16 protein-coding genes and 5 pseudogenes are annotated in these 22,324 nt (G+C 68.6%); 9 read left to right on the top strand and 12 right to left on the bottom strand.

Features of this window, described 5'->3' with window-relative positions:
• The first annotated feature begins 383 nt into the window (after positions 1 to 383).
• Positions 384 to 2,144, top strand: coding sequence for a DUF2637 domain-containing protein (locus GL259_RS38145; RefSeq protein WP_243762145.1), 1,761 nt, complete (start codon positions 384 to 386; stop codon positions 2,142 to 2,144).
• A gap of 254 nt (positions 2,145 to 2,398) precedes the next feature.
• Here the strand turns inward: GL259_RS38145 and GL259_RS39450 are convergent, their stop codons facing one another.
• From GL259_RS39450 to GL259_RS00465, 5 genes and pseudogenes are all read right to left on the bottom strand, one after another.
• Complete coding sequence (locus GL259_RS39450; RefSeq protein WP_208026386.1) at positions 2,399 to 2,572, bottom strand: alpha/beta hydrolase; 174 nt, start codon at positions 2,570 to 2,572, stop codon at positions 2,399 to 2,401.
• Positions 2,573 to 2,822: 250 nt separating this feature from the next.
• Positions 2,823 to 3,488, bottom strand: coding sequence for a recombinase family protein (locus GL259_RS00475; RefSeq protein ID WP_159528202.1), 666 nt, complete (start codon positions 3,486 to 3,488; stop codon positions 2,823 to 2,825).
• A 188-nt stretch (positions 3,489 to 3,676) separates the two neighbouring features.
• Positions 3,677 to 4,342 (bottom strand): NAD-dependent epimerase/dehydratase family protein, encoded by a 666-nt coding sequence (locus GL259_RS00470; protein ID WP_159528200.1) that lies wholly within the window; start codon positions 4,340 to 4,342, stop codon positions 3,677 to 3,679.
• Positions 4,343 to 4,394: 52 nt separating this feature from the next.
• A pseudogene (locus GL259_RS38135) lies at positions 4,395 to 4,953 on the bottom strand (oxidoreductase); the annotation flags it as partial.
• Positions 4,954 to 5,034: 81 nt separating this feature from the next.
• Entirely contained in the window at positions 5,035 to 5,961 is a 927-nt protein-coding gene (locus tag GL259_RS00465) for an alpha/beta hydrolase (protein ID WP_159528198.1), read from the bottom strand.
• 130 nt (positions 5,962 to 6,091) lie between these two features.
• Here GL259_RS00465 and GL259_RS00460 point away from each other — a divergent pair, with 130 nt between their 5' ends.
• The gene (locus tag GL259_RS00460) at positions 6,092 to 6,970 is read left to right on the top strand and encodes a helix-turn-helix transcriptional regulator (protein ID WP_159528196.1); all 879 of its coding nucleotides are present in this window, start codon (positions 6,092 to 6,094) and stop codon (positions 6,968 to 6,970) included.
• Positions 6,971 to 7,796: 826 nt separating this feature from the next.
• Here the strand turns inward: GL259_RS00460 and GL259_RS00455 are convergent.
• Positions 7,797 to 10,386: pseudogene (locus GL259_RS00455) on the bottom strand (Tn3 family transposase); the annotation flags it as partial.
• An 874-nt stretch (positions 10,387 to 11,260) separates the two neighbouring features.
• Between GL259_RS00455 and GL259_RS00450 the strand changes: the two are divergent.
• The 3 genes from GL259_RS00450 to GL259_RS00440 are packed head-to-tail and all read left to right on the top strand — an operon-like array spanning position 11,261 to position 14,180.
• Entirely contained in the window at positions 11,261 to 12,262 is a 1,002-nt protein-coding gene (locus GL259_RS00450; protein ID WP_243762165.1) for a bifunctional DNA primase/polymerase, read from the top strand.
• A 17-nt stretch (positions 12,263 to 12,279) separates the two neighbouring features.
• Positions 12,280 to 13,782, top strand: coding sequence for a phage/plasmid primase, P4 family (locus GL259_RS00445; RefSeq protein WP_166461401.1), 1,503 nt, complete (start codon positions 12,280 to 12,282; stop codon positions 13,780 to 13,782).
• Positions 13,779 to 14,180 (top strand): DUF6009 family protein, encoded by a 402-nt coding sequence (locus GL259_RS00440; protein WP_159528189.1) that lies wholly within the window; start codon positions 13,779 to 13,781, stop codon positions 14,178 to 14,180. Before GL259_RS00445 ends, GL259_RS00440 begins: the two co-directional genes overlap by 4 nt.
• 307 nt (positions 14,181 to 14,487) lie before the next feature.
• Here GL259_RS00440 and GL259_RS00435 read toward each other — a convergent pair.
• The 3 pseudogenes from GL259_RS00435 to GL259_RS38120 form a co-directional block, all read right to left on the bottom strand.
• Positions 14,488 to 15,021 (bottom strand): annotated as a pseudogene (locus GL259_RS00435) (histidine kinase); the annotation flags it as partial.
• A pseudogene (locus GL259_RS38125) lies at positions 15,013 to 15,310 on the bottom strand (amino acid permease); the annotation flags it as partial. The pseudogenes GL259_RS00435 and GL259_RS38125, both read right to left, overlap by 9 nt.
• A gap of 154 nt (positions 15,311 to 15,464) precedes the next feature.
• Positions 15,465 to 15,651 (bottom strand): annotated as a pseudogene (locus tag GL259_RS38120) (DDE-type integrase/transposase/recombinase); the annotation flags it as partial.
• A gap of 1,262 nt (positions 15,652 to 16,913) precedes the next feature.
• Between GL259_RS38120 and GL259_RS37890 the strand changes: the two are divergent.
• Positions 16,914 to 17,036, top strand: coding sequence for a PmrA (locus GL259_RS37890; RefSeq protein WP_208026384.1), 123 nt, complete (start codon positions 16,914 to 16,916; stop codon positions 17,034 to 17,036).
• A 46-nt stretch (positions 17,037 to 17,082) separates the two neighbouring features.
• Here GL259_RS37890 and GL259_RS00420 read toward each other — a convergent pair whose 3' ends face one another.
• On the bottom strand, positions 17,083 to 17,709 hold the full coding sequence (locus tag GL259_RS00420) for a TetR/AcrR family transcriptional regulator (RefSeq protein WP_159528187.1): 627 nt from the start codon (positions 17,707 to 17,709) through the stop codon (positions 17,083 to 17,085).
• A 99-nt stretch (positions 17,710 to 17,808) separates the two neighbouring features.
• Between GL259_RS00420 and GL259_RS00415 the strand changes: the two genes are divergently transcribed.
• Together GL259_RS00415 and GL259_RS00410 are read left to right on the top strand one after the other, a co-directional pair.
• Positions 17,809 to 18,462, top strand: coding sequence for a CatB-related O-acetyltransferase (locus GL259_RS00415; protein WP_159528185.1), 654 nt, complete (start codon positions 17,809 to 17,811; stop codon positions 18,460 to 18,462).
• A 58-nt stretch (positions 18,463 to 18,520) separates the two neighbouring features.
• On the top strand, positions 18,521 to 19,717 hold the full coding sequence (locus tag GL259_RS00410; protein ID WP_208026383.1) for a macrolide family glycosyltransferase: 1,197 nt from the start codon (positions 18,521 to 18,523) through the stop codon (positions 19,715 to 19,717).
• A 167-nt stretch (positions 19,718 to 19,884) separates the two neighbouring features.
• Here GL259_RS00410 and GL259_RS00405 read toward each other — a convergent pair whose 3' ends face one another.
• Positions 19,885 to 20,319 carry a Tn3 family transposase gene (locus GL259_RS00405; RefSeq protein WP_159528183.1) on the bottom strand — a complete coding sequence of 145 codons (435 nt, stop codon included), beginning with the start codon at positions 20,317 to 20,319 and terminating at the stop codon, positions 19,885 to 19,887.
• A 491-nt stretch (positions 20,320 to 20,810) separates the two neighbouring features.
• Complete coding sequence (locus GL259_RS00400; protein ID WP_159528180.1) at positions 20,811 to 21,680, bottom strand: alpha/beta hydrolase; 870 nt, start codon at positions 21,678 to 21,680, stop codon at positions 20,811 to 20,813.
• 74 nt (positions 21,681 to 21,754) lie between these two features.
• On the opposite strand from GL259_RS00400, the gene GL259_RS00395 reads away from it, so the two are divergent.
• Positions 21,755 to 22,225 carry a MarR family transcriptional regulator gene (locus GL259_RS00395; protein WP_159528178.1) on the top strand — a complete coding sequence of 157 codons (471 nt, stop codon included), beginning with the start codon at positions 21,755 to 21,757 and terminating at the stop codon, positions 22,223 to 22,225.
• The last annotated feature ends 99 nt before the right edge of the window (positions 22,226 to 22,324 follow it).

Raw genomic sequence — 22,324 nt, 5'->3', positions numbered from 1 at the left:
GGGGGGCCGGCCCTGTTCGTTCCCCGCCTCAGTCAAGGCCTGACAAGATCGCCGACCTTGCCACCGGACCACCGTGCCTCCATGGATCGCCGCAAGGTCCAGCCGAGGACGCCTCAACCGTCACAGTCCGCTGGCCAAACAGCTGGCGAGGAAGGAGGGCGTGGGAAGCAACTACTACGGCGCGACAATCCTGGTGCGGCAACGCAAGGGGGAGAACCTCCAGTACGCAGACGGCACCGAGCAGTGCCCAGGCCCGCTGTTCCGTGCAAGGGTGAAAACTGTTCAACCAGAGATGTACAGACAGGGGAGTGGCAACAGCAGTGACTGCCGCGGGGAACGGCACAAAATCTCAGCTCACCCGAGGACATCGGATCCTCATCGGCGTGGTCGTCACCGGAGCCGTGATCATCGCCGGGATCGGCTTCGCGGGTTCGTACGCGGCCGTCCGTGAACTGGCCCTGAAGAAGGGCTTCGGGGACTTCAGTTACGTCTTCCCGATCGGCATCGACGCCGGCATCTGCGTCCTGCTGGCCCTGGATCTGCTGCTGACGTGGATCCGCATACCCTTCCCGCTGCTGCGGCAGACGGCGTGGCTGCTGACGGCGGCGACGATCGCCTTCAACGGCGCGGCGGCGTGGCCGGATCCGCTCGGTGTGGGCATGCACGGGGTGATCCCGGTGCTGTTCGTGGTCTCGGTGGAGGCGGCCCGGCACGCGATCGGCCGGATCGCCGACATCACCGCCGACAAGCACATGGAGGGCGTCCGCCTCACCCGGTGGATGCTCTCCCCGGTCCCCACGTTCCTGCTGTGGCGGCGGATGAAGCTGTGGGAGCTGCGCTCCTACGAGCAGGTGATCAAGCTGGAGCAGGAGCGTCTGGTCTACCAGGCCCGCCTGCGGTCCCGCTTCGGCCGCGCCTGGCGCCGCAAGGCCCCGGTGGAGGCCCTGATGCCGCTGCGCCTCGCCAAGTACGGCGTCCCCCTCGCCGACACCGCCCCGGCGGGCCTGGCGGCCGCCGGCATCACCGAACCACCGGTCATCATCACCGTCGAACGGCCCTCCGCTCCCGCACAGCCGGAAACCTCCACCCCTGACCCTGTGACGGCTCCCCCACGCGAGATACCTGAACTGCAGGAGCCCGAACCGTTTCCCGAGCCCGCCATCACCGGCCTTCCCCAGCAGCCAGCCGGACCGCGTACAGCGGCGCAGGACGTCAACGAGCGGTTCGCCCAGGCATACCAGGCGTTCCTCGCTCAGTTCCAAGCTGTGCCGACGGCCGCGCAGTGGGCCCTGTGGCTCCGCGACGTCTACGGCATCTCCACCGGCACCGGCAGCCCCCTCTCCGAGGACCAGGTGCAGCCCTTGCTGCACGTGCTCCAACAGCGCTACGCACCTGACACCGAAAACTTTGCCGCCGCCGCCCCTGACCCCGAAGAACCGCAGACGGCAGACCAGTCCTGGTACGACTACTTCTTCAGCGCTTGGCGCGCTTACCACCAAGAGCACGGTGTTCATCCGGACGCCGCTACGCTCGCGGCCTACGTCTACGAGCGGGACGCCATCACCGGAGCCGGCGGCCGCCCCATCACGGGGGAGGACCTGAGGGACTTCGTGACGCTCTTCCGGGAACACGTCTCCAACAGCACCGATGCGCTCGCCGAGGAAGTGGCCGGCGCTTCCAGTACGCAAGCCGCGCAGGAGAAGCGCGGCCCACGCGTAAGCGCCTCCGTCGACGGCCCGCCGCCCGGACCCAAGGAGACACCGGGGGAGCACCCCGTCCTCACCACCGTCGACCGCTACTACCTCGCGTGGACGGAATACCAGAGCAGGCACGGTGAGGAACCGACGGCCGAGCAGCTGTCCGCCTACCTCGCGAAGAAGGGCATGCACGGCCGCGGGAAGAAGCCGGTCAGTCCTGCCACCCTGCGCCGCTACTTCCTGCCATTTCGCGTCTACCACGTGTGGGCCGAGTACCGCATCCGCGAAGAACAGCCCATCGCGGACACTGTTGCGCAAGAATGCGCAGTTCGTGCAATCACCGGCCAGTACAACAAGCCCCTCAGCGCCGACTACCTCACCGAGAACACCGCCGACTTCGAACGACGCTGGCAGGCCCTGACCCACCACGCCGACGCACACCGGTAGGAACTGGTACACGTGTTCACAGCACACGCCCCGGCACATCCGATGACGCTGCGCAATCGACAAAAAGACTCGGTCAGTTCTGCAGTGCGCAGCCGTGCACGCTCTTTGCTGCACACTAGGCGCTCAGTCCCTGTGGACCGGTGATGAGGATCTTCGGAGATCCTCCACTTCTTTTCCTCTCCCTCACTTGGTTACGCGCTCAATGAGCAGCGGGGCTGTTTCGCCCGACCGTTGAAGATTCGGGTCACTTCGTGTCAGTGCACTTTGTCGAAGAACTCGCGGACATCATTGATGAGCAGTTCCGGGACTTCCATCGCGAGGAAGTGACCGCCGCGGTCGAGTTCGGTCCACCGCACAACGTTGTGGTCACGTTCGGCCCAGCGGCGGATGGTCACGTCGTGGGCGGAGAGCAGCACGGCGGTGGGCACAGTTCCCCGTGGACTGGCCGTCCAGTCATCCTGGCCGTCGCTCCATCCGGTGTCGTGCGCGGCGCTGGAGTCAGTCCGGTCATCGGCTGCAGCTTCGCTCCAGGTGTTCGCAGAGATCTCCTCGTAATAGATCTGGGCTGCTGAGGCGGCGGTGGCGGTCAGCCAGTACAGCGAGACCTCGGTCAGGATGCGGTCCCGGTGGGTGCTGATCTCAGGCAGGGCGTCTGAGATTGATCTTGCTGGAGTCCGTCTACTTCGTCGGAGCCTCGATCTGACGGGGCACGGCGCCGGCGCGTAGTTCGCGGAGGTCCGGGATGTGGTTGTAGAGGGTGCCGGGGGAGACGCCCAGCAGCTTGGCAATCGAGGTGATCGAGCGGCCGGAGTCGGGCAGCAGGTCGCGGGCGGCGCGGATGACTTCCTCGGTGGCGACGCTCGGACGTCCGCCGACCCGGCCGCGCTCACGGGCAGCGGCCAGGCCCTCGTTGGTGCCGACGACGATGAGTTCACGGATGAACTCGGCCAGGGCCGCGAAGACGTGGAAGACGAGTCGGCCGCCGGGGGTGGTGGTGTCCAGGTTCTCGTGCAGCGAGGTGAAGCCGATCCCGCGGGTGCGGAGTTCGGCGACCATGTTGATGAGGTCCTGGAGGCTGCGGCCGTAGCGGTCGAGCGAGGGGACGACGAGGGTGTCGCCGGGGTCAAGGAAGGCGTGGCATGCCTTCAGCTCGGGGCGGAGCGCGTTCTTGCCGGACTTCTTGTCCGCGAAGATCTTCCGGCACCCGGCGGCGGTGAGTGCGTCGAGCTGCCGTTCGAGCTTCTGCCCGCTGGTTGAGACCCGGGCGTATCCGATCTTGATCTCGGTGCGAACGAGGGGTTCGGCGACGAGGAAGCCCGGCTCGGCCGGTACGGAGGTGGTCATGGCCCCGAATCATGTCAGAAAACGGTGGCCCGGAGTTGTTGAATGCCCCCGGTTTTTGAAGGGGTTTTTGAAGGCTCTGCGGGATCTGGTCGATACTGCGGGGTGATTTTCAGAAAACGGAGGTTTTTTGAAGATTGGAGGGTTCCCTCTCTGCCGCGTCGCCGCCGTGGTCGTTACGGTGCCGACCATCAGGAGGCGGCGAGTTGGTTGATGTGGGCTGTGGCCAGCACGCGACGGGACACGCCGCTGCGTGCGGTCTGGATCATGGCCTGGCCCAGTTGCAGGCTCGTGGTGACGTAGCGCGGCGCGATGCGCCGCAGCACCGGGTAGAGCGGGCCGATCACCTTGTACAGCAGGACGTAGGACGCAGTCTTCGCCCTGGTGCCGGGCAGAGGAAGGATGAACGCGGGGCGGAACATGTGGGCCCGCGGTGACAGCTCCAGCAGGCCGTTCTCCGTCTCGCCCTTGACGCGTGCCCACATCATGCGGGTCTTGCCGGTGCCGTCGGTGCCGGCGCCGGAGACGTAGGTGAAGACGAGGCCGGGGCTGGCGGTCAGCAGGGCGCGGGCGGCGGCCAAGGGGAAGTCGTAGGAGACCAGGCGGTAGTCGGCCTCGTTCATGCCGACGGCGGAGGCGCCCAGGCAGTAGAAGCAGGCGTCGAAACCGGCCAGATGGTCCTGGACGGCGGTGAAGTCGGTGAAATCCTCGTGGTGGAGTTCGCGGAGCTTGAGATGGGCGCGACCAGTGGATGTACGGCCTATGGCGAGGACGTCGGTGACCTCCTCGTCGCGCAGGCAGGCTTCCAACACTCCCTGCCCGACCATGCCGGTGGCTCCGAAGATGACAATGCGCACAGTGATCCATTTTCTGCCGTACGGGGTGGTCGGCCGGATTGCCTTGAATGGGTCAGACGGGGAAGCGGACGTCGGTGAGCTGCTCGGATGCGCCCCAAGGCGCTGTTGGACCGTCGTGTCGTGGGACTTCTTGCCGGAGGCGACCGGCTTGGGGTAGCCGCGGGTTCCGCCCATGCCTGCGGGGCCGTAGTACTGGCCGCCGGTGACGGCGGGGTCGGTGGCCGCGCGCAGGGTGGGCAGGGCGCCCATGGAGGCCGGCTGGGTGATCAGCGGGAGCTCCAGGTCCGCGGCCTTGCGCAGCGGGCGGGGCAGGTTCTGCCGGAGTTCGGTGGTGGCGGCGCCGGGGTGGGCGGCGACGGCGATCGTCGTGTGGTGCCGGGCAAGGCGGCGCTGGAGTTCGTAGGTGAACGTCAGGTTGGCGAGCTTGGCCTGCCCGTAGGCGGCGACGCGGTTGTAGGAACGGTCGAACTGCAGGTCGTCGAAGTGGATGTCGGCTGGATGCGGTGGCCGAAGCTGCTGACGGTCACCACCCGCGAGCCGGGCACAGGCAGCAGTACCTCCAACAGGAGGCCGGTGAGCGCGAAGTGTCCGAGGTGGTTGACGCCGAACTGCTTCCCTTTCATGGCGAACGGGAGCAGTTGCGTGGCCGCGAATGTCGCCCGGGCCACGCGACCGCTTCCGCCGGGGGGGTGTCAGACCGTCGCGTGCGCGGTCTGCGCCGCGAGGTTCTGGGTGAAGAACGGGAGGAGTTCGGTGGTGACCTGGGGTACGTAGCGGTCGTAGAGGTCGACGTGACTGGCTCCTTCGATCCAGTGCAGCCGCTTGGGCTCGTTCGCTTTCTTGACCGCTTCCTCGGACATCCAGGCGGTGGCCGCTTCGCTGCCAGCGACCATCAGAAGCGGTCGCGGGGCGAGCAGACCGATGAGGTGGAAGGCGTTGAAGTTCACGATCTTGTCGACGCTGGAGAAGGTGAACTCGTCGGCCTGGCGCGGGTGCCGGCCGCGGTCGGTGCTGTAGTACTCCCAGGCTTCGTAGGAGTAGCGGCCGCCGGCGCGTGCCTCTTCCTCAGTTGGGAGCACGGACATCGTCGGGAGCGGCTCGCCGGCCGCCTCGGTGGTGCGTGCCGCGGCCGCCGCGTCGAGCAGCGCCTGGAGGACGGCGGGGTCCTGGGTGCCGTCGGGGCCGACCCGGAAGTACAGTCCGAGGTCGACGGCGCTGACCGTCGCGACCGCGCGGATACGGTGGTCGGCGACCGCGGCGGGAATGACGTAGCCGCCGGAGGCACAGATGCCCAGGGCGCCGATCCGGTCGGAGTCGATCTCCGGGCGGGTGGTGAGATAGGAGACGGCGTTCTTGATGTCCTCGACACGCTGGGCGGGGTCCTCGGTGCCGCGGGGGGTGCCGCCGCTCTCGCTCTGGTAGGCGGCGTCGTAGGTGAGCGCGACGAATCCGGCGTCGGCAAGTCGCTGGGCGTAGGCGCCGGCGGTCTGCTCCTTGACGCCGCCGCCGGGGTGAGCGACGACCACGGCGGCGAGCGGGCCGTCGGCAGCGGTGTCGGGGGTGTGCAGGTGGCCGGCGAGGGTGATCCCGGCGCTGGTGAAGGTCACATCGGTTCGCATGACCCCACCGTGCCCGCTGTGCCCCGTGTGCGGGAGAGGAAGGTTCCTGCCTGGGGAAAGGCGTGCCGGGGAAGATTCTTTCCCCCCTTGATGGCCCGAGTCCGCGGCACGGTGGAAGCATAGTGGTGTCATGTCCGATTCGCGTTCATCCCGATCCGAGTTCGGTGCGTTCCTCAAGGCTCGCCGGGCCGAGCTGACGCCCGCGCAGGTGGGTCTCGCCGATGACGGGACCCTGCGGCGTGTCCCGGGGCTGCGCCGCGACGAGGTCGCCCGCCTTGCCACGATGAGTACCGATTACTACACCCGCATCGAGCAGGGGCGCGTGCGGGCCTCCGCGACCGTCCTTGCCTCCCTGGTGCGGGCGCTGCGGCTCGACGAGGCACAGCAGGCTTACCTGTACGAGCTGGCGGGCAAGACCCCCGCCCCGCGCCGCCGCGCGGGGTATCGGGTGCGGCCGTCGGTGCAGTGGATGCTCGATGCCCTCGGCCACTTGCCGGCGATGGTGCTGGGCCGCTACAACGACATCCTCGCCTGGAACACGGCCGCAGCGGCGCTCTACCAGGATTTCGGCAAGCTGACGCCATCCGAGCGCAACTTCACCAGACTGCTGTTCCTCGACCCGGCCATGCGCAGCCTCTTCACCGACTGGGAGGACGCGGGCCGGCTCAGCGCGGCACTGCTGCGGATGGAGACGGCCAGCAACTCCGACGACCCGCGCCTGGCCACGCTGGTCGGTGAGCTGTCGGTACGCAGCCCCGAATTCCGCGAGTGGTGGAACGGACGGATCGTCTCCGACACCACCTACGGCCTCAAACGCTTCCGGCACCCCCTCGTCGGCCCCCTCACCCTCGACTGCGACACCTGGACCAGTCCGAACGACCCCGACGTCATGTTCATGGTCCTCACCGCCGAACCTGGCACCCCTGAGGACCACTCACTGCGGATCCTCAGCTCCTGGCAGACCGCCCCCGCCCCGACTACACATCCGGCCGACACCCCCCACGACTGATCCGGCGGTCCGACGCGTCCGGACCCGCCACCCGAAGGGCTGGACGCCGCGGCCCGCAGGCAACCACGGCGGCCGGCCGCCGGTCATCACCGACGACATGCTGCACACCGTGCTCCGCTCCAGCAGCGCGACCGCAGCCCCGTGTAATTACTCAGCGTTACTCGCCACCTGGCGGCAGCTATACGAGAACACGGCCTCCTCCTCGGCCTGAGCGTCGTCCCCGCACCCGCGGGGGTAGCTCCGAAACGCATCACTGGGTCGTCGGTAACAACGGGTTGTCCCTGCACCTGCAGGGAAGGTACCCCCCCCCCCCCCCCCCCCGGGGGGCCATGAGTCTCCTGTCGGTGCGCACTCGTCCCTGCGCCAGTGATTACGGGGCTGTTCTCGGTGAATTGGAGCGCGGTCAGATACCGGGTCGCTGCCCGTCCCCGTCGGCATCCGTCTCCTCGGCGAACGGGCTTGGCGAGCGCGCGACGACGTCCGGCAGGAGGAAGGGGGCGATGTCCTTCAGGTCGGGGTGGGTGGCGGCGACGGTGCGCAGCAGTCGGGGGAAGGTGACTCGGTCCAGGCCGTGCCCGGTGCGCGACAGCAGCAGGAGGCCGGTCGTCTCGGTGGAGTGCGGGGCCTTGTGGGTGCGTACCGGTAGGTACTCGTCCAGCGCCCACACCACCGGCCGAGGGACGGGTTGGAGGCGGGTGACGGCGGAGGAGCTGTTGTTCTTCGCGGGAAGACGCCAGGTGGGACCGGCGGCGTTGTCGCGCTGGACGTGCTGGACGACGACGGCGATGGACTGGCCCAGGCGCAGTCCTGCGAGCGTCATGTAGACGGCGACCCGGAGCATGTCCGGCCAATGCGTGACGATCCGCTTGAGGTTGACCTTGTTGCAGTCGACGGCCTCCAGCGGCCCGTATCCAGCGGCCGACGTCTCCCCGTCGTCGGGCAGGTCAGCCCGCCAGAACCGCTGGTCGTCAAGGTCACGGAAGCGCGGGGCGAAGCGGAAGCCAAGCATCTTGTACAGGCCGAAGGCCATGTCCGAGTACGAGGCGTTGTCGGTCGCGACCATCTCCGGCTTCACCCCGCCGTCGAGGTTCAGCAGGGTGTCCAGCGTGTACAGGCAGTCGCGCGGCGTGCCGCGCACCACCATCGCGCCGATCCCCGCCACCTGGTCGTTTACTGCATTGAGCCAGGTCACGCCGCGTTTGTAGCCGTAGTACCTGGGCGAGGGGCCGGTGTTGATGGTCTTGACGGGGACGACGAAGCGCAGGCCGTCGACGGAGGCGAGCAGCCCGCCGCCCCACATCTGGGCCAGCTCGATACGGGACTGGGCGGTGATGAGCGCGGCGTTCGCCGCGGCGATGGTGTCGACGCGCACGTAGTTCTGGTCGACGTGGGACAGGCGCGAGCGGGTCAGCGCCTTGTTCTCCGTGTCGATGACCGGGGTCAGGCCGATGTTGCAGCTCTGCGAGACCAGCAGCGCGACCAGGGAGACGAGCAGGCCCTCCATGCGGGGCGCCGCTCGGAGACGTGCCCGAAGGAGTTGAGGAACCCTGTCCAGGAATGGACCTCGAACAGCAGGTCCGGCAGCTCGATCCGAGGGAGCATCGCCCCGGTGGTGTTCTTCAGCCAGGTCAGCGACTCCGGCTCACCCACCGCACCCAGCTTGTCCACCGACAACTTGGCCCTGCCGCCGCCCTCGGGGATGACGACCTCCACCTTCGCGTCGTCCCCGGCCTCCTGAAGCCGGTCGGCCATCTGCCACCACGCGGCATCCAGGCCCCGGACCAGCTGGTCCAGGTGCTCGACGGCGTCCCCGGACAGGGACAGGCCCGCCAGCACGTCCGCCTTCATCGCCTCCCACCACGGCCCGTCCAGCAGCCTCGCGCGCGGGTCCGCCCACCGGCTCGACGGCGAGGCGAACACGTCCCGCCGGTTCAGCGCGCGGTGCAACTGCTCCAGCACGCACACCACGTACGCGTCACGGTCGACCGCGCCCTGCGGCAGCTTGGCGTTGGAGAACACCGCGCGCTTCCACATCGCCGGCACGAGTTCGGCGTCGACCTCGCGGGGCAGCAGCGGCCGGTCCTTGACCCGCCGCCGCGACAGCGCGGGTAGCCGGCGTACCGCGGCAAGCACCCGCCACCCGGCCGGGGCCGCACCGAGCGCGTCCGACTCACCCAGCAGGGACAGGAACGGCCGGACGGTGTTGTAGCGCAGGGCCAGCTTCTCCCACATCGCTGCCTCGGCCGACCCGTCGTGCTCCGGCACCAGGACCTCCACGGTCGCGACCGCCGTACGCGGCACAGTCTCCTCGATCGCCGCCCACAACGCGCCGACGTCCAGGTCCGTCCCGGCCGCGGCGACCAGATCCAGCTCCTCGGTCAGGATCTTCGACGCCTTCGCCAGGATGCGGGCCGCCTTCTCCAGCTGAGGCAGCATCGCCAGCCGGTCCCGGTCTGACGCCCGGCGGGTCGTGCTGATCAACCGGTTCGCCATCAGCACCGCGAACAGGTCCAGCGCGTCATCGACCGCCTGAGCCTCCAACTGACGCACCACCGCCGCCAACAGCGCGGTCCGCCGCGGCTCCGGCGCCCGCTCGATCGTCTGCGCCTTGCTCAACTGTCCGTACCGGGCCAGCGTGGACAGCCGGTTCACCGGCACCCGGGACAGGTTCACCCGCCCCAGCGCGAACGCCGAGATCTCCTCCACTCGCTCCATGGCCCGCACCATCGCCGTACCCGTCGACTTCGTCGGCGGAGTACGCAGCCGCTCCAGCTCAGAGACCCGCTTGCCCTCCGGCACGACCAGCAGCTCAGCCAGCGCCGGCGCGAGCGACGGATCGGCCCGCAACGCGGCGCGGGCCACCGCCTCATACAAGCGCCGCTCGGCAACCGTCCGGGCTTGCGACACCTGCCGTGCCAACACCGAAACGCCGGGCAGCAGCACCCGGTTCTTCCGCAGCCACGTCACCGCGTGGTTGAACAGCGCCACCGGCCCCTCGGCATGCGTCCACGCCCGCCCGTACAGGAAGCCGCGGAACTCCCGCCCCCACTTCCGATCGGTGAAGTCCCGGTACTTGAACCGCTTCTGGATCTCCGCCGCGTGCTCGTACACCGTCGACCGGCGCTCCGGGTACCGCTTCACACACGAGGCGTCGGCGATGCCGAGCTGCCCGGCCAGGTACTCCACGGCCTCCCACGGCACCACCAGTGGGTCCTCACCCAGGAACCGGCCGATGTAGCGGACCGTGCAGATCTGCAAGGCCATGCCCAGGCGATGTGCGTCCGTACGACGCAGGGCGATCAGGTCACGGTCGTCATCGTCGAGGAAAAAAACCGCTCCAGCTCCGGGCGGGTGGGCACCTCGGCGAACGTCCCGTACGCCTCAGCCTGCTCATCAGTTAAAAACTCCACCGGCATGCGGCGGACGGTAGCCATGCCCCGACAGCAATCGAGGATCTTCCTCCGAACCCCCGCACCAGGCCGATCACGCGTGCTAGACGACCATGATCGTTCTCACCGGGATTTCCTGTACCTCAACTACTCACACCCGAAAGCCGTCAGGGGACCGCGGTTGGGTCGTTGAGTGCCCTGGCTGGCGCGGAGCTTGGTTGAAGAAGGCCAGTGGTGGGGGAGGGGTCGCGTGAGGTGAAGGTTGAGCGACTGAAGCGACCCACGCCGGGGAAAGGGGATACGGATCAGGGCAGGGAGCAGGGTCTGGTGTTCAGTCGCTTCAGTCGCTTGGGTCGCTGCGGTCGGTCTTGGCTGAGCGACTGAAAGCCAGCGACTCAGCGACTCTTCGGTCGCTGCCTGCGAGCAGAGGAAAACCGCAGGTCAGAGGGTTATGAGTGGGAGCACAGCGACTGAAGCGACTGAAGTTCCAGGTATATGAAGACATTCATGTGCGCGCGTGTGCGTTATATATAGGAAGCTTCAGTCGCTTCAGTCGCTGATCCGCATGTCAGAGCCCCTCTGAGCTGCTCTTTCTCCCACGCCTGGCAGGAGCGACCGAAGATGGTTCGGTCGCTCCCCGCCTGCTTCAGTCGCTGGCAGGCAGTCATCCGGTCCCATCATCGACACGGCAGCGCGGCCTTTTCGCATGTGCTCCACAACCTCGCCAGCAAGGTTCGCTAGTCTGTGTCTGTCGTTGAGTCGCTTCGGTCGCTAATAAGGGGTGCAGATGCCTGCTGAGCTGCGGATTCCTCGCAGCGACTCACAGCAGCATGCCCTCGAGCCTTCAGTCGCTGAGCCGTCGCTGGCCACGGCCCGCTGGTGCGCACGCCGCGGCTGGCCCGTGCACCCCCTCGCCGCAGGCCGTAAAACACCCGCCGCAAACTGCAGCGACTGCCGCGATAACCCCCATCCACCTGCTGCATGTCCGTGTCTGCCGGCAGGCCGCTGGTGTCACGGCTTCTACGCGGCAACCCTCGACCAGGACCGCATCCAGCAGTGGTGGAGTGCCAACCCTCAGTTCGGCATCGGAGTCTCCTGCGGCCCAGCCGGCCTGATCGTCCTCGACATTGACGCCCACCCCGCTCAGCCGCCCACGCGGGACCGAATCCTGCCCGGCATCCCCATCGCCGACCACGTCGATCTCACAGGCCTGGCCAACGGCTTCCACACCCTCGCCGTCCTGGCCGCACTGCGCGGCCAGCCCAGCCCCGCCGACGATGCCACCACCCTGCGCGTACGCACTCCCTCCGGAGGCCTGCACGTCTGGTACCGGGCCGGAGACGGCCACCGCTGGCAGTCCTCCGTAGGCTCCAGCCCCAGCAGGGCCTTGGCATGGCAGGTCGACATCCGCGCCCACGGCAGCTACATCATCGCCCCCGGCACCACCACACGCCACGGCACCTACACCCCTGTCGGCGACGTCCGCGAGCCAGCAGCCCTCCCCTTCTGGCTCGCCCAGGAACTTGAGCGCACCGGCCATCTGCCCGCCCCTAACACCCCCGCACCCAGGCCGGTCCCGCCGCGTGCCCGGCAGGCAATCCTCGCCGCAGGCGGCGGCCGCGACCGTTTGCAGCACACCCTCGAGACAGTGCTGGCCCCAGTGGAGGCGTGCGGTCAGGTCGCCGAAGGCGCCGGATTCTCCGACACCCTCAACCGCGCCGCCTATACCCTCGGAGGGCTTATCGCCGCTGGCCGCCTGCCCCAGGAAGAAGCCGAACAAGCCCTCAAGGAAGCCGCACTCGCCGCTCGCCCCGGACAGGAACGGCGCATCGACCAGATCATTCGCAGCGGCCTGACCGCCGGCCTCAAGCGCCCCCTGCACGGCAACGGGAGGCGCCCGTGACGTCGCCCAAGCCAGACATGCTCTTCGAGTTCGACCCCGAAGCTGTGGCCGCCCAGATCCGCGCCCAGGGCGCCGCTGCCGTGCCACGCCCCACCCGGACCGATACCAGTCGCCTCCCAGCCGGTGAAGCGACTGCGGACGGGTTGCTGCCCGATACGCTCAGCGACCGCGGCAACGCCAAGCTGTTCGTCAAGCTGTATGCCAACGACTATCGGCATGTGCCCGGCATCGGCTGGTACCGCTGGGACACCACCCGCTGGCAGATCGACGAAGACGACACCGTCCTGTGGGCGGCTGGCGACCTGGCCGAAGCCATCGCCACCCACGACTCCCGTGGCGTCTACACCACCACCGCCCTGCAACAGCACCGCCGCCGCGCCCTGTCCACCACCGGCATCAACGCCATGCTCACCCAGGCCAAATCCGCCCCAGGCATGGTCCTCAACGCCGCCCTCCTGGACGCCGACCCCTACGCCCTGTGCACCCCCGACGGCATTGTCGACCTGCGCACAGGCCTGGTCAAAACCCCGGACCCCAACAAGGACTTTCACTCCCGCTCCACCGCCGTCGGCCCGCAGCATGTACCGACCCCCCGGTGGCAGAGATTCCTGACCGACACCTTCGGCGACGACGCCGAAGGCCGGGAAATGATCGACTACTTGCAGCTGCTGCTCGGCTACTCCGTCACCGGCGACGTCGGCGGCCAAATCCTGCCCTTCCTCTTCGGCTCTGGCAAGAACGGCAAGTCTGTCCTCCTGGACGTCCTGATGAAACTCCTCGGCGACTACGCCGACGCCGCCCCACCCGGCTTCCTCATGGCCCGCCCCTATGAAGGCCACCCCACCGACCTCGCCGAGCTCCACGGCCGCCGCGTCATCGTCTGCTCTGAGGTCAAGCCCGGCGACAAGTTCGACGAGGCGCGGGTGAAACTGCTCACCGGAGGCGACCGGATCAAGGCACGCCGCATGCGGCAGGACTTCTTCAGTTTCGAACCCACTCACAAGCTCTGGCTGCTGGGCAACCACCGCCCCGAAGTCGGCACCGGCGGGTTCGCCTTCTGGCGCCGCATGCGCCTGATCCCGTTCGAACGCGTCGTCCCCGACCACCGCAAAATCGACAACCTGGCCGACATCCTCGTCACCGAAGAAGGCCCCGGTATCTTGGGCTGGCTCATCGACGGCGCTCGCCGCTACCTCGTCGGAGACCGCGACCTGACCGGCCCAGAACGCGTCCGCATCGCCACCACCGCCTACGCCGAAACCGAAGACCACACCGGCCGCTTCTATGAAGAATGCTGCGTCCTCGGCCCGGACCTGCGAGCCGAGCAGACGGCGCTCTACGCTGCCTACAAGAGCTGGTGCCAGAATGAAGGAGCACCGGTCATGTCCTCCAGGGCGTTCGCCGCCCGCACCCGGGAACTCGTAGGACTGGCCTCGCCCAAGGAGATGATCCTGTCCAACCAGCGCAAGCACTACCCCGGCATCGGACTGCTCACCGACCAGGAGAAGGACGGCTCATGAGCTCCCTGATCACCGAGGACGAGATCAGCCACGAGACCGAGCTGGTGTGGCTGGAGGACATCGACAACCTCGACTACGTCCGCCAAAGCCTGGACCGGCTGCCCACCCGCAAGGGCAAGCCCGCCTACCACCGTCCCGGCCGCATGGTCGGCTATGCCATCCTCAGCCAGCAAGCGAAAGCTTCCCGTGCATCCGGCACCTTCCGCCGCCGTGTCTTTTGGCTGCTGCCGCACGACCGCGACAGCGAACCCGACGGGCTGTACGCCAAGAGCGCTCCTGCCGAAGCTGTTGACCCGCAGACCCTCGAACCTCGAGTGAAGGGCTACAAGACGGAGCGCTCCGAAGGTGGCCCGCCATCGAGCGCAATGCAGCAGCTGGGGATAACGCTGCCCCTGTAATGGGATGCGCTGGATCTGGTCAGAGACGTGTGCGAATGTGGTGCGCGCCCTTCGTGGCGCTGCTTCCCACCATGTGCCGTGTCCGCGGCCTCCTTTTTGAAGGAGACTGCCGCCCCGAAGTGCGTCTACATGACCATCAGAAGAACTGGCGTGCTCTGGCCCGCCACCTTGGCGGCCGCGAGCACATGAGTCACACCGTTCAGGCTGTTGCCGGCTGCTGTCCCATCAGCAGACCGCGGACCTGACATTGGCACGGCAAACGTGAACATTGAGTCCCGCCGCCATTCACGACGCTTCACCGCTTACCGTGCACGGACTGCACCTTGATGACCGAGATCTGGTGGGTGAGCGAGTCGTGCAGCTCCCGCGCGATGCGCAGCCGCTCCTCGTCGGCCCGGCGGCGCGCCGTCTCCTCACGGGTGCGTTCGGCTTCGTCCGCCCGCCGTTCGGCCTGCCGCACCGCCTCCCCGGCGGCGAACGCGGCGATCAGCCAGGCGAGCTCGAGGGTGCTCCGGGCCTGTGCCACGACCTCGCGCGCGGATCCGTCCTGGAAGACCAGGGCGGTGAGGTGGAGCACGGCCAGCAGGCCCGAGGACGCCGCCAGTGCGACCGTGCGGTGCCCGGCGCGCACCGCGCCGTAGACCGCGACCAGGTAGGAGACGGCGAGCACGTCGAAACCGGCTGCCTGGTGGCCCACCGCGCACAGGCCGGTGACGGCCAGGACCACGAGCGGTGACCTCCGGCGCGCGGCCAGCGCCAGCCCGCCGGCCGCCAGCAGCGCGGAGCCGAGCGACTCGCGCACCCCGGCCGGGTGCGGCCCGGACAGCCCGGTGCCCAGCACCGGGACGACCTGCGCCGGGGGCCCTCGTCCGGTGCAAGGGTCCAGACGGAGGCGTTGGCGACAGCGTAGTAAACCAGGACATCGAAGGAGGAGAAACGATCGCTCCGCGCCCGCCCTCCGGGACGCGGCCGCCACGGCCACGACAGCACCGACGAGGAGATTGCTGCGGTGCGGAACCCCGGAACTTCGGGTGGACGGCGGCCAGGGCGTGTGGCAAGTGAGGGTCGCGGGCCATGGCCAGGATGGTGCGGAAGACTCTGAGAATCAGCACGAGCAGTGAGCCGAGCGCGACACTGGTGGGTGTCGGCCGTGGTGGGCTGACCGGCAGAGTCGGTGATCTGGTCCCATACCGCGAAGCGGACTGTCAGTCCGACTCGGTGTCCGGAGGCGGTCATCAGGTGACGGCAGGGCCGGAAGCGGGGCGGGGTACTACTGAGCGAGGGCAGGAACCTTTGAGTGGGGCTCGCCGAGCGGAAGCCCTTCATCGCCCGTTCACGTTGCCTCGCTGGTTGACGGCTGTTCTCCGCCCGGTTGTTCAGTCCCCTTGTGCGAGCGGTGCTCCACGGAGGGCATGACCGCGCGATAGGCGGCGCCGTAGGAGCAGAGCTTGCCGACGATGACGACCTGGGGCACCGCGTGCGTCCCCTTCATCGGCCCTGTTCTCGTATAGCTACGGCGAACGGACATGTAGCGCTGGGTAACGCTCGGGGCTGTGTTCGCCGTGAAGGTTGACGGTGCAGCGGTTGGCAACGACGGTTCCGTTTCGGGGTCGGCTTATCGGACTTTCGTGGCCTGATGTCTCGTCAGGGCGCTGCCGCAGTAAATGCCGGATTTACTGCGGCGGATCCCTTACCGCGATCATCGCGGGCTGCGGCGAACCACTCCGGCCGCCAGGGCGAGGTGTACGCATTTGCTGCGGCAGTGCCGGAAGGGCAGGCCAGGCGTGGCGATCGAACTAGCAATCGAACTCAGAGCAGGAGGCGCGCTTCGATTGCCGCGCGCCCGCGTCGTGCCTATGTCCGCCCCTCCGGCCACGTACACCGCGGCGGTCGAGCGGTACCTCACCGGCGCGGGCATCGCGAAGTCCTCCGCGCGGATCTACCGGATCCCACTGACGACGTGGGGGTGGATGTTCGCCGGCGAGCGCGCGCCGACCGGGCCCGCCCGGCGCGGCGCGAAGCCGCCCCTAATCCCCATCGCCGCGATTGACCACCCGGTGCTGCCGGAGGTATTGGCCGAGCTGGCGGCGGCGCGGGCGGACGAGATGGACGCCGACACCGTCACCGGGAGCTGTCGATCACGCGCAAGGCGATCGGCTGGTGGCAGCGGCAGAGCTGGATCGCCTGCGACCCGACGATCGGCATGGAGTGGCGCCCGGCGCCGCCGGACTGCACGAAGGCCTTCTCGGAGAACCAGATCGCCGCCCTTTGGCGCCTGGACGTCGCGCTGCGGGAGAAGATGCTCTACGAATAGGCGGCCCGGGCGGAGGAGATCCTGTGCCTGAACGTCGAGGACCTGCACCCGGGCGACAAGCGCGGCCGGACCCTGGCCAAGAGCGGGGCGACCGAGTGGATCCACTGGCAGTCCGGCGCCGCCCAACTGCTGCCCCGGCTGATCGCCGGCCGTAACCACGGCCCGCTGTTCCTCACCGGCCGCAGGGCCCCCGCCGGAACGCCGACGATGGACGTGTGCCCGGAGACCGGCCATGCCCGGCTCTCCTACCGTCGGGCTGAGGAGATCTTCGAGGAGAACACCCGGCTCTGGCCAACCCGCTCGCCTCATCCGAGGACCTCGCCTCACCCGAGGACATCGAGGGCCTGGACGACTGGACCCTGCACCGGCTCCGCCACAGTGCGCTCACCCACGACGCCGAGGGCGGCACCTCCACCCCAATGCTGCTGGCCCGCTCCCGCCACGCCTCCGTCCGCTCCCTGGAGCGATACGCCCGCCCCGGCGTGGACGCGGTCGCCCGGCACGTCGCCGAGCGCGACCCGGCCGCCCGCCGCCGTAGGTGAGCCCTCAAAAGTTGACCTCGCGGCTGTTTGCTCCCTATCTCCTCAATCACACGCTCTCTTCCCGACGGACGGAGAAGGCCCCCGCGGCAGCCGCCAGGACTGCCGCCTCCGCGGCCTGTTCCGGGAGTTGGGGGTCCGGATCGGCGCGCAGGAGCACTAGCTGGTGGTAGAGGGGCGCAGTGGCGGCGATCAACAGACTCCGCGCGTCCGTGTGCTGTGCGGGGAGTTCACCGCGCTCGGTGGCGCGCTCGACGAGGATCTCGCACTGGGCGTACCGGTCCGTCCACAACTTCGTCTGGGCCCGCGCGGCTTGTTCGGAGTGGAACGAGGCGGCCATCAGGGCGATGGCGAGCGACGGCTGTACGACCAGGGATTCCTGGATCTCCTGGTTGAGGGCCGTCAGATCACCGCGCAGGGAGCCGGTGTCCGGCGGCTGCCAGTCGATCTCGCCGGCGGCGTTGATGACGTCGGCGAGCAGGCCGCCAACATCGCGCCAACGCCGGTAGACCGTGGCGCGGTGCACTCCGGCCCGCGTCGCCACACCCTCCATGGTGAGTCCTTCGTGACCGCCTTCAGCGAGTTCGGTGCGCACCGCATCGAGAACCTGGGCGCGGATGCGGGAGGTGCGACCGCCCGGACGGCGGTCCGACGTCGTGTCCAGTGGGTCTGTCATCGGCAATCAGTATCCGGTTGATCAAGACGGCAGGGCTGTGCCAGCATCTTAATGCGACAGTTGTCGCTCTAGGTCCGCTAGAGAGGAACCGCCTTCGCGATGCCGCCCGTTCCCGCTGACCCCACCGTGCTCCACCCGATGCCCGAGCACCCGCGCGTGGTTCTGCTCAAGCCGCTGGTGAAGTCGCCGCTGATCGAGGTCGGTGACTTCACCTACTACGACGATCCGGACGACCCGACCGCATTCGAGACGCGCAACGTCCTGTACCACTACGGCCCCGAGCGGCTTGTCATCGGGAAGTACTGCGCGTTGGGGACGGGCACCCGGTTCATCATGAACGGCGCAAACCATCGCATGGACGGTCCTTCCACCTTCCCGTTCCCCACGATGGGGGGCTCCTGGGCGGAGCACTTCGACCTGATCACCGACCTGCCCGGCCGGGGCGACACAGTTGTCGGCAACGACGTGTGGTTCGGCCACGGCGCCACGGTCATGCCCGGTGTACGCATCGGCCACGGCGCGATCATCGCCGCCGGCGCCGTGGTCACCGGCGATGTCCCCGACTACGGCATCGTCGGCGGCAACCCCGCCCGGCTCATCCGCACCCGCTACGACGCTGCGGACATCGCCCGGCTCCTCGCCGTGGCGTGGTGGGACTGGCCCGTGCAGTCCATCACCCGGCATGTACGGACGATCATGTCGGGGACCGTCGCCGACATGGAGGAGGCCGCCGCGCAGATCGACCAGCCCTGACACCGCGTCCTCGCCACACCGCCCGCACCCGTCCCGCGCCAGAAACGAGTGATCGCCCATGTCCCGTCCCCGCGCCCATATCGCGATGGTCGGCGTCCCCATCGTCAGCCATGTCCTGCCCAGCCTCGCGCTCATCCGTGAGCTGGTGGCCCGCGGGCACCGGGTCACCTACGCCAACGACCCGATCGTGGCCGACCGGATCGAATCCGCCGGCGCGGAATTGGTGCCGTGCACCTCCACGTTGCCCGTCGAGGACAACGCCTGGCCTGCCGATCCCATCGCCGCGGCGAGCCTCTTCCTCGACGACGCCGTCCAGGCGCTCCCGCAACTGCGCGCCGCCTACGACGACGATCCGGCCGACCTGTACCTCTACGACATCGGCGCCTATGCCGCGCGCGCCCTCGCCGAAGCCCAGGGCCGTCCCCTCCTGCAACTGTCCCCGACGTTCGTCGGCTGGGACGGCTACCAGGAGGAAGTCGCGGCGCATCTGCGGAAGCTGCCCGGCGCCGACGCGTACCGGGACAGGTTCGCACGGTGGCTCGCCGACTGCGGCGCCACCACCACGGACGTGGACACGTTCTCCGGCCCACCCGCCCGAGCCCTCGCCCTGATCCCGCGAGCGATGCAGCCGCACGCCGATCGAGTCGACACCGACACGGTGACCTTCGTCGGCCCCTGCTTCGACACCCGAGCGGACACGGACGGCTGGACCCGCCCGGCGACCGCGGACAACGTGCTGCTGATCTCGCTCGGCTCCGCGTACACGCGCCAGCCCGCGTTCTACCGCCAGTGCATCGCGGCCTTCGGCGACCTGCCCGGCTGGCACGTCGTACTCCAGATCGGAAAGTACACCGACCCGGAGGAACTCGGCACCATCCCGCCCAACGTCGAAGTGCACTCCTGGATCCCGCAGCGGGCAGTCCTGGAACAGGCCGACGCCTTCGTCACCCACGCCGGCATGGGCGGCTGCGGCGAAGGGCTCCTCGCCGGCGTTCCCATGATCGCCGTGCCGCAGGGAGCCGAGCAGTTCATGAACGCCGACCGGCTCGTGGAACTCGGCGTCGCCCGCCGTGTGGACACCGCTGACGCCATCGCCGAGACCCTTCGCGCGGCGCTGAATGACCTGGTCACGGATCCGGAACGCGTTGACCGGTCCAAGCAGTTGCAGGCCGCTACCCGGGCCGAGGGCGGCACCCCGCGCGCTGCTGACCTCATCGAGAACATGCTGGCGGCCGCCGAGGGCCCCGTGCTCTGAGCACGGCCGCTTCCCTTCCCCGGCTGGCGCCGTCCTCATCCGAGGACCTGTACCTGCAGGACGAGCGCGGGAAGATCACCGCCAAGGGCGGGGCGGCGGAGTGGATTCAGACGATGTACGCACAGCGGCGCACCCGTCCGGCCCCTCCACCGTGCGCCCGGCTCTGGTCAGGTGGATGCCCTGGCGCCCTGGCCCTCGGAAGCGCGCGGGCCGGGCACCGTCGCTGCTGGGGTCAACTCCAGGCCCAGGTCGAGGCGGCTGTTCATGTCCAGCTCGAACCTGCCGTACGGGTTCACATGCGTCCAGAACAACGGCGACAGTGCCCGCCGGTCCGCATCGGTGAGCGTGTCGGCCCACTTCGGGTCGGCGAGGACCTGCTGCATCAGCAGCGTGTTGACGTGGACCAGGGCGGACTGGAGCAAGTGGAGGGCGAGCATGGACACCTCCTGGGACTCCTTGTCCTGCCCGGCGAGGTCGCCGTCCTTGCCGTAGAAGAAGTCTTTGTTCGCGTTGTTCCAGTTCTCCACGACTTGCAAGCCCTCGTGGATCTCCTGCCGCAGCTCGACGTCGGCGAGGTAGTCGCAGACGAACGAGGTGCGCACCGCCCGCCCGAGTTCCTCGATCGCTTGAGATCTCGCGGCGCCGCAGCGCATCCCGCAGCGACACGAGCACGCACAGCTCGTACGGAATGCGCTCGACCCGGCCCTTGTCGTCCACCACCGCCACCCGCCACTGCTCGGGGATCACGCCCTCCAGCGGCACCGTCTCCGCCGGGTCGAAGAACGCGCCCTCCTTCAGCGGCTGCTCCAGATACCGCTTCAGCAGGTCGATCGCATCCATCACCGGCCGATAGGCGGTGTTGTTGCACTTCAGCTCCAGCGCCTTCAGCAGTGGCGCGAGCATCCGCCGCCAGTGCGCCGAGTACGACGAGCGCAGCACCGTGCGCACCCGGGTCTTATAGCGGGCCTCGTTCGCCGCAATCTCCGCCGCCAGGGCCTTGAACGTCTTTTCACCACCGACCACGGGGAAGATCACCCGCCGCACTGTGCCCGACGGCTCCGACTTCGGGGCGGCACTCGGGGGTCTTCGCGTGTCAGGCGGCGGGTGTGATGGAGAAGAACCGGGCGAGCCGGTCGGCCGTCCAGGCGGGGTTGTCGGCAGCGAATGTGTGGGCCGCGTCCGGGACGATGTCGGCGCGCACGTCGTCAGCGATGTCGCGGGCGCCGTCCAGCAGGATGCTCTGAGGCAGTCCATGCTCGCCGTTCAGGACGAGAACGGGCATGGCCAGGCGGTCCCCGGCGCGGGCCCGCTGCCCATCTTCGACGAGGGTGGCGTAGTGCTCGAACCCTCCGCGCATCGCGTCGGGCCGCGTGTAGACGCGTAGCAGGTCCGCGCGGTCGGCGTCAGTGATGCCGCCGCAGGTCATCACCGACCAGAACCCGGCCAGGTACTGCTCCTCCTTGCCAGCGGTGAGCATGGCTGCCAGCTCGCTCTGCGCGTGGAACCCGAAGTGCCATGAACCGCCGGTTGCGGGGTTCATGTGCTCCTCCAGACCGAAGCCAGGCAGGAACGCCTCGCTGAGCACGAGCCGCTCCACGTCCGCGGGGTGGTGCTGGGCCCAGGCGTGCGCGGTCATGGTGCCGACGTCGGTGCCGATGACGAAGGCGCGCTCGTGGCCGAGGTGCCGCAGGAGCCGGTGGAGGTCACCGGCCTCCTCGCGTTTGGTCCAGTGCCCGGCCGGGATCTGCGAGTCGCCCGAGCCACGCAGGTCGGGCGCGATGACGGTGAATCCATGCTCGGCCAGCAGCGACATGACCGCACGCCATTCGATCCAGGTGAACGGCCAGCCGTGCACGAGAACCACCACGGGGCCCGCTCCGCCGGTCACGTAGTGGATACGCACGCCATCGAGGTCGGCCCGCGCGTGCTCGAACCCCGCCGGGGCTGATGCCAAGGTACTCATAACCCCAGCCTCCTTAATTGCTTGCTTCAGCAATAATTACCCTAGTTGCTTGCTTCGTCAAATAGAGTAGAGGCATGGCCGACACCTCACCCGCGACCGATCACCTCACCGGCGACGAACTGCTGCTATGGCAGAGCCTGGGCCGCCTGGTGCACTCCCTGCCGCGCCTGCTGGAGGAGGACATGTCCCGCACCAGCGTGACCATGACCGAATTCGCCGTCCTCCTGCTCCTGAGCGAAACACCCGAGCACCGTATGCGCATGTCCGCGCTGGCCGCGGCTTCCGGCCTGACGCCCTCTCGCATCACTCGTATCGTCGAGGGGCTTGCGCGCCACGGCATGGTACGCAAGGAACGCCACGGCCGGGACGCCCGCGGCAGCGAAGCCGTCCTTACCGAACCCGGCCTCCGGGCCTTGCGGGCCGCCCAGCCCACCCACCTAGCCAGCGCCCGCCAGCGCGTCCTCGACCACATCCCCGCCGACATCCTGCCCGGCATGGCCGCCGCCCTCGCGCGGCTCGCCGAAACCCAGCAACGCACCCGGTAGCAAGCCTCACGGCGAGAAGCATCACCGCCATCGGTCCGATCCTCCGCCGCATCACACGACGTTGGCGATGCCGAAATCGCTCCCCCGGCATCGCCCCGG

This window comes from Streptomyces sp. Tu 3180, from assembly GCF_009852415.1.
In the GTDB taxonomy this organism is placed as follows: domain Bacteria; phylum Actinomycetota; class Actinomycetes; order Streptomycetales; family Streptomycetaceae; genus Streptomyces.
The sequence above is the reverse complement of the archived record's forward strand: the minus strand, read 5'-3'. Positions and strand labels throughout refer to the sequence as shown.

What these genes read in the sequence shown, in the direction of transcription:
- GL259_RS00475 (WP_159528202.1), bottom strand. Translation starts at nt 3,488, where the DNA reads ATGACCACCTCCGTACCGGCCGAGCCGGGCTTCCTCGTCGCCGAACCC.
- GL259_RS00465 (WP_159528198.1), bottom strand. Translation starts at nt 5,961, where the DNA reads ATGCGAACCGATGTGACCTTCACCAGCGCCGGGATCACCCTCGCCGGC.
- GL259_RS00460 (WP_159528196.1), top strand. Translation starts at nt 6,092, where the DNA reads ATGTCCGATTCGCGTTCATCCCGATCCGAGTTCGGTGCGTTCCTCAAG.
- GL259_RS00445 (WP_166461401.1), top strand. Translation starts at nt 12,280, where the DNA reads ATGCTCTTCGAGTTCGACCCCGAAGCTGTGGCCGCCCAGATCCGCGCC.
- GL259_RS00440 (WP_159528189.1), top strand. Translation starts at nt 13,779, where the DNA reads ATGAGCTCCCTGATCACCGAGGACGAGATCAGCCACGAGACCGAGCTG.
- GL259_RS37890 (WP_208026384.1), top strand. Translation starts at nt 16,914, where the DNA reads ATGCTGCTGGCCCGCTCCCGCCACGCCTCCGTCCGCTCCCTGGAGCGA.
- GL259_RS00420 (WP_159528187.1), bottom strand. Translation starts at nt 17,709, where the DNA reads ATGACAGACCCACTGGACACGACGTCGGACCGCCGTCCGGGCGGTCGC.
- GL259_RS00415 (WP_159528185.1), top strand. Translation starts at nt 17,809, where the DNA reads ATGCCGCCCGTTCCCGCTGACCCCACCGTGCTCCACCCGATGCCCGAG.
- GL259_RS00410 (WP_208026383.1), top strand. Translation starts at nt 18,521, where the DNA reads ATGTCCCGTCCCCGCGCCCATATCGCGATGGTCGGCGTCCCCATCGTC.
- GL259_RS00400 (WP_159528180.1), bottom strand. Translation starts at nt 21,680, where the DNA reads ATGAGTACCTTGGCATCAGCCCCGGCGGGGTTCGAGCACGCGCGGGCC.
- GL259_RS00395 (WP_159528178.1), top strand. Translation starts at nt 21,755, where the DNA reads ATGGCCGACACCTCACCCGCGACCGATCACCTCACCGGCGACGAACTG.